Genomic DNA, 6,315 nt, shown 5'->3' with positions numbered 1-6,315 from the left:
CAAAAGTTTCCGTCCGTTCTATAAGATTCTATCTCGTCGGATTACAAGGTAAGAAGAAACAAATTAAGTTGACGTTTCCGTCCCCTGTCGGGGTTCTATAAGTTTCTATCAGCTTGCTATATTGTTTTATGATATTTTGAAATTGGTTTCCGTCCCCTGTCGGGGTTCTATAAGTTTCTATTAGTATTTAAGACAATGGATAAAGATAACTGTTATCGTTTCCGTCCCCTGTCGGGGTTCTATAAGTTTCTATTAGACGATTTTCTTTATTTTGGAAGTCAGTTGATGAGTTTCCGTCCCCTGTCGGGGTTCTATAAGTTTCTATAAAGAACCTAATAGGAGGAACAAAAGAATGTATAAATTGTTTCCGTCCCCTGTCGGGGTTCTATAAGTTTCTATCACGTCGGACGCCGCGAAAGAACAAATGTCAAAAGTTTCCGTCCCCTGTCGGGGTTCTATAAGTTTCTATTTACAAGGTAAGAAAAAACAAATTAAGTTGACGTTTCCGTCCCCTGTCGGGGTTCTATAAGTTTCTATCCTGTAGCCTGGATCGCTTTCATTGCAATGCTGTTCCACTGGATCTGCGGCGGAAAAGAAAAACACCGCAAATCCATGAAAAAAAATCTTTTTAAATTGCTATAACAATTGAAATTTACACAACGGCTTAAATCATATGATTTCAATGCTGCACGCTCCCATTTGATACAGGCCGCCTTCATACTCCGTTAGTTTACAGGTATGTGGAGAAACGCCTGCTTTATAATCTAAATCGTGTTTATGTTCCATCTGTGCTTTACGCGGTAATTTTAAATTTAGAATGCTACCGATCGTTTTAGATCTAGTTTTACTATTCTTCAACAAATCATGCAGCACCGTTTTCGTTGCAAACCCTGCTCCGCCGCCAAGATATATAACGTCTTTAACATAAGGAGTTTCTTCCTGGAACTTTTCTAAAAACAATTTATTATACCCCTGCAAAAATACGTTGATACTGCTACGGATCTGTTCGATCGTCAGAGGACACTCTGTATCATCAATCGTAATATTAAATTCCAGTCTTGTCCCTGGCTTGATACATTCCCTTAAAATAGGAAGATCCTTTTCACATCCATCTACATGTACATCTATTTTCTGGCACAATGTCAGATCATCCAGCGAAAGAGGCTTGCTGTCACCTATATGCAAACCATTCATGATATCATTCACGGTCTGATTCTTTTCATCTTTTTTCTTCGTACAAAATCGAATTTCTTCTGCACGTTTGATTTCACGATCGATTTCTCTCATATTGCTTCGATCAAAGGATGTTCGCTGTGAAAAATAGTCTGCTGCATGAGAATACTTTTCATGATGACGTAAAATATCGGAACCAAGAAGCACTGTGCGAACAGCTCCTTTTAAGCTGCTCCCTGGGATATACGGCATTCCATAGGGATCTTTGATGAACGTTAGTATATTCTTCATCGTATTTAGTTCAGCTACATCGCCGCAGCTATATTCATAAGCAGCAAACGTTTTCATATCCTGAAAGGAAATCCTTTCTTCATACATCCAACTTTGCAGAGAACCGCTCTTTCGTAAAATATACTGTTCATAGCTTTCCAGTTTTTTCATCTGTGTCAAATACTGAAAAAACTTGGACTGATCGATCACCGTTACTTTACGTTCTCTTTTGTTCAGAACATATTCTCGCTTCACCAGTTCCCTGCCATCCCCGATGAATACCGGTCCCAAAGTATTTAATACGATCTTATGTCTATGTAAAAACTGTCTCATATCAATCCACCTTCATCCACATCGTTTTAGCATATCGGTATACCGGATGACTTCCGCCACATGACACATCAAACACCGCTCCGTCAAATTTCCGCGAAAAGCAAGAACCTTCACGGAACACATACAGATTTTTCTTCTTCTGAAAGTTTTCAGCATAGCTACTGGATGCGACGAAACCACTCCGCTTTATCAGCAAATACTCTGCATTCGAAATCACATCTTCCAAAGTGCCTTGTTCATCCATGCAGATAGAAAGAGCCATGAATTGCTTTCCATCCTTTGCATCGATATGTTGCTGCATGATTTCCGGAATACGATCCACACTGCATTCAAATCTTCCCATCCCGGCAGACCTTTTACCACCTATTCCACTATAAGAAAGACTGTCCATCAAATCTCCGATAAAATAATTCACTTCATCGGATTCATATCCTAAAATAAAGTACAACCCTGAGTCCTGTGGGAAATTCCATAACCCAATAGAATAAGGTTTTGTATCTTCAATTTCTGATATGGCTGCACTGGTCTTCACAGAATATACGCCAGAATGGGCGGCGAAAACTGCGTTTTCTTGTACCACATCAAGAGTTCCATTTAAATATTCCTCCAGCTTTTCCACAGGGAGATACTTCAGCTTTTTAAAAGCTTTTCGATCTGTGCTGCTGTCCTGCTCATGCGATACAGCTTTCATCGGTTTTGGAATATAATAGTGATTTTTTTGCACAAACGGGAAACAATCCGATATCCTTAACTGATCTTTTTCTACATAGGAAATCAATTCCTGAAGCATATCTTCTCCGCCTATTTGCAAAGCTTCCTGACATAGTGCAGAAAATAATGTATCGGCATGGAATGTCATTTCACCATCTGATAATTTCCCGCTTCCAATATGGACAGCTGTTTTAAAATTGAATTTATAAATACAATATTCCATATCTAAACTTCCTCAACAATCGCTTCGCACTGGCTTAGTAATTCTTCTTTCACATCACCAACAACCACATCCAGCTGCAGATTCGAGATGGAGATCCTGCCATATCCTCTGGAACCGTGTCCTCCGATATAATCATACTGTAATAATTTCAGACCATCTGCAATCGTATGAAAATCTTCCACCAATTCCTCCTCATTATCTACGTTATAAATGATGCTCAATGGGAAGGTTGCACCTTTGATAACACGTTCGATCACTCTAGGGTTTGCAATTCCAGTCACTCTGTTGATCGCATTTTCTTCTTTTGCTTCTGTAGATGACTCTACTCCGCGAGACTTGATCTCTTCCATATTTTCCATAATAACATCTGAGAACAGGATACGGGAATTAACCGGATGACCGCTTTTCACACTTTTACTGGTTCCAAATACACGAATGATTTTTTCATCATCTTCTTCCCATTTTACAAAGGGTTTTTCATTATACGCTTTTGCTAAAAGCGTTCTCATTTTACCCTTTAAACTGCTTCCTGGAATGATGGGGAGACCGCTGATAGGATCTTTGATTACAGGAGTATCTATAGCTCCAATAGCAGCGAAACTATCCGATGCTCCGATATGCATACCTGTTAAAAGTTCTATTTTACCTGAAATTTCAATTTTACCGTACATCTTTGTTCCTCCTCTAATCTCTTCCGCCATTAAACTTGTGATAAGCTACCAGTGCTTCCATGTATCTGCAGAATAAAAGTAGATCGCTTCTCGTCTCGATTCGCTGCAAATGTTTGATAATATCGGCCTTTTCTACAAAATCCTTCACGCTTTTTTCACGACCTGCTTCATAAACAAAACGCAGGCGTATATATTGTATTTTTCCTTCGATCGTTTCTGACAGCTTTTCATCAGAGCCACCAGTACGTGCTACATCTGTATACAAATTATTTACCAAAGAAAGGAGATTTCTGATTTTTGAATTTGTCAGTCTGAAATTTCCTCTTTTGTCCCGTTCCAGATCTTTTACAATTACCTTTTCTGCCAGATCCACATAATTAGTTTGTGTCAGCTTTTCCATCTTCGCCCTCCTTGCTTCGATTCAAATACACATATAAGTAAATTGCTGTTATCAGTTCTTTCTTATCATTCTCATCTTTGATCCACCGATACATATTCTGTGAGAATTCCTGATAAATCTTCTCTTTTCCCTCATCATCGCCCTGCATCGGTTTCAACCGTGCCAGAAGATAGGCATAACGAGCCAGATTGATTTTGTTATCCTCCAAAGAACGGATATATTCCAGCAGCTTGTACAGCATACTGTTGCCTTTTTCCAGGTGATTGATAGCAAAATATCGGTTTATCAGATCCAGCTTTTCATCTATCACCTTTTCTCTGAGCCGATCCCAATGATAGGAATGCTCTCCTTCAAAAAGAGTTACTGTATTTTTTCCTTCTGCACATTTTGACAGATCTTCCAGGATTCCGGTTTCATATGCCATAGCTGAAACCGGATATTTCTCAGGATATAGTCCGATTCCTGCGGAAATCGTTAGTGTATCTTGCGTATATTTCTGTAGACTGTTTTGCAGATCGATTGCAAAACCGATCACATCATCCCATGCACCTATAAGAAACACATCGTCACCGCCGGAATAAACGATAAGAGCATTCCTTCGCTGCGGAGCATCCTTTCCAAAAGAAAACTCCGGATTTTGCAGAATATAATTAATGTGGAGCTTAAAAAACTCTGACAGCTTGCGGGAAAAAGTAGTCGTTCTGGAAAGACTGGTGTTTTTTCCCTCAAATCCAGCCACAAAAGCCTGCCCCAGGTTGTCCACATCGGCTCGAAGTACAGCGAGACGTTTGATTCCATGGGATGCAGATGCAAGCTCTGTAAATTCCTTTGCACTGCTGTAGTCGCCGATCCAAAGCTTTGCAGATAGATTTTCACCTGTGAAGCGCCTGTTCTTGCCGTAACAGCGAACATAAGAACCCTCCGTCTGCATCCTTGTACGCACCTGTTCTCTGTTTTCCATGAGCATATAATAATTTCCAGGCAGGATCAGCGCCTTTTCTGCTGGTTTGTCTGATAAAATAACAATAAAATCCTTTTCTATAATATCGTTTGACAGTGCTTCCAATGCATCACAAACTTCACATTTATTCTCACTTACTAATCTATCACTTCGACCGCACACAATGCATTCTCGCTCGTGTTCTTCCTGCGTCTGTGCATTCAATACGGCAATTTCCTGAGCTGTATAGCGATGAGATTTCGCATAGGTGAGCTTTTCTGAAACACGATGAAAAATCTTCTGGTAGCTTCCGTTGGGCAGATTCATCAGTTCATTTGCAGAACATTCTGCATATCCAATCGCCATATACAGATCGATCCCGAAATTCTTTAGAAACCACTGGTTCAGATCTTTACGAAAACCCTCGACCGCATCTTTGCAGAATGCTGTGTTCGGAAGCAGTAAATATGCATGCCCCCCACCAGTGTAAAGCAAGTTTGCTCTCGACAACTCTAACTGATCCAACAGCTGATCTACGATGTGCTCCATCATAAGTTCCAGATAAAAGGATCTTGCTCTCAGGTTTTTCAACGCCTTAGTAGCTGCTATTGTATAAATGAAATTCTGGATTCCTGAAATATCCATGCTGCAGAGCAGGAATGCCGGCTGATCATAAAATGCAGAACCTTTACTATAAAAAGCGGTTTTATAATCTGTGATCTGATTCTCCTCTGCATAATCCCAAAGGGCTGATGCCACTGCTGCCGGGATCTTCATGTGGTCAAAAAGAGAAATATCACACAACTGACTGTTGTCTGTTGACGAAGGTACAAAGGAAAGATTCGCCTCCAGGATTTCTAAAAGTGAATTGATGCTTTTTTCCGTGAACTTCATGTCTTTTAAGGCATCTTTTATATTGTCCAGGATCCTGCTATATGTCTCTGGTGTGATCGTCTTCTTTTCAGAAACAGGATAATTGATAGCACCATCATCTTCCATGATTCCTGAGGCATATACGTTTGCTTCTTTATTACCGTTGAGAATATTAAAAACACTCTCCAGAGATGCATCTCTCACATAAAGCTTCCCCGCCTGTTCCGTTTCGTTGTCTCTGCGATCTGCACCGGCCGCTACATTGTCCGCCCAGTATGTTATGTATGCCAGGGAGTCAGATGACAGTGCTGTGCCTGCACTGTGGATTTCTTTACTGTGATGATATTTAACCTGAGCGAGGATGCTCTTATCTGAAATCCCGATTTCTTTTAACCACTCACTCCCAGATTCTGAATGTGTTTTCCCTCCTTCATGGCAACGGAACAAAACTTTCCCGATGTCATGAAGTAATGCGCCTGTGATAAGCGCAAGTTTTTGTTCCTTCATGGATCACTTCTCCTTTCGTTCTGTGATTTCCACAGCACCCATTCCCATGGCTGTTTTGATGCCGATACCTGCATATTCTCCGATACGTATCAGAAGATGCATTAAGTTCACAAATTGTTGCGGTCCAGTTATCTTTAATGTGATTCGTCCCATAAACGATGGGATTTTAGTATGCTCCAAATAAAATTGTGTACTATGTAATGAATCTGTCTCT

6 protein-coding genes and 1 CRISPR repeat array are annotated in these 6,315 nt (G+C 40.3%); all 6 genes read right to left on the bottom strand.

Features of this window, described 5'->3' with window-relative positions; all coding sequences use genetic code 11:
• Positions 1-73 precede the first annotated feature (73 nt).
• Positions 74-537: direct repeats of the CRISPR family, unit length 36 nt; unit sequence GTTTCCGTCCCCTGTCGGGGTTCTATAAGTTTCTAT.
• 132 nt (positions 538-669) lie between these two features.
• On the bottom strand, positions 670-1,776 hold the full coding sequence (gene csm5, locus H8876_RS01075) for a type III-A CRISPR-associated RAMP protein Csm5 (RefSeq protein WP_249286177.1): 1,107 nt from the start codon (positions 1,774-1,776) through the stop codon (positions 670-672).
• Between the two features lies 1 nt (position 1,777).
• Positions 1,778-2,710, bottom strand: coding sequence for a type III-A CRISPR-associated RAMP protein Csm4 (csm4, locus tag H8876_RS01070; protein WP_249286176.1), 933 nt, complete (start codon positions 2,708-2,710; stop codon positions 1,778-1,780).
• 2 nt (positions 2,711-2,712) lie between these two features.
• Positions 2,713-3,381: a type III-A CRISPR-associated RAMP protein Csm3 gene (csm3, locus tag H8876_RS01065; protein ID WP_249286175.1), complete on the bottom strand. Its 669-nt coding sequence runs from the start codon at positions 3,379-3,381 to the stop codon at positions 2,713-2,715.
• Between the two features lie 13 nt (positions 3,382-3,394).
• Positions 3,395-3,781, bottom strand: a complete 387-nt coding sequence (gene csm2, locus H8876_RS01060; protein WP_249286174.1) for a type III-A CRISPR-associated protein Csm2 — start codon at positions 3,779-3,781, stop codon at positions 3,395-3,397.
• Positions 3,759-6,101 carry a type III-A CRISPR-associated protein Cas10/Csm1 gene (gene cas10 / locus H8876_RS01055; protein WP_249286173.1) on the bottom strand — a complete coding sequence of 781 codons (2,343 nt, stop codon included), beginning with the start codon at positions 6,099-6,101 and terminating at the stop codon, positions 3,759-3,761. Before cas10 ends, csm2 begins: the two co-directional genes overlap by 23 nt.
• Positions 6,102-6,104: 3 nt before the next feature.
• The coding region (gene cas6, locus H8876_RS01050) for a CRISPR system precrRNA processing endoribonuclease RAMP protein Cas6 (protein WP_249286172.1) at positions 6,105-6,315 on the bottom strand (211 nt) is incomplete at its 5' end.

Source organism: Lentihominibacter faecis, from assembly GCF_014306095.1.
GTDB classification, from domain to species: Bacteria; Bacillota; Clostridia; order Peptostreptococcales; family Anaerovoracaceae; genus Lentihominibacter; species Lentihominibacter faecis.
The sequence above is the reverse complement of the archived record's forward strand: the minus strand, read 5'-3'. Positions and strand labels throughout refer to the sequence as shown.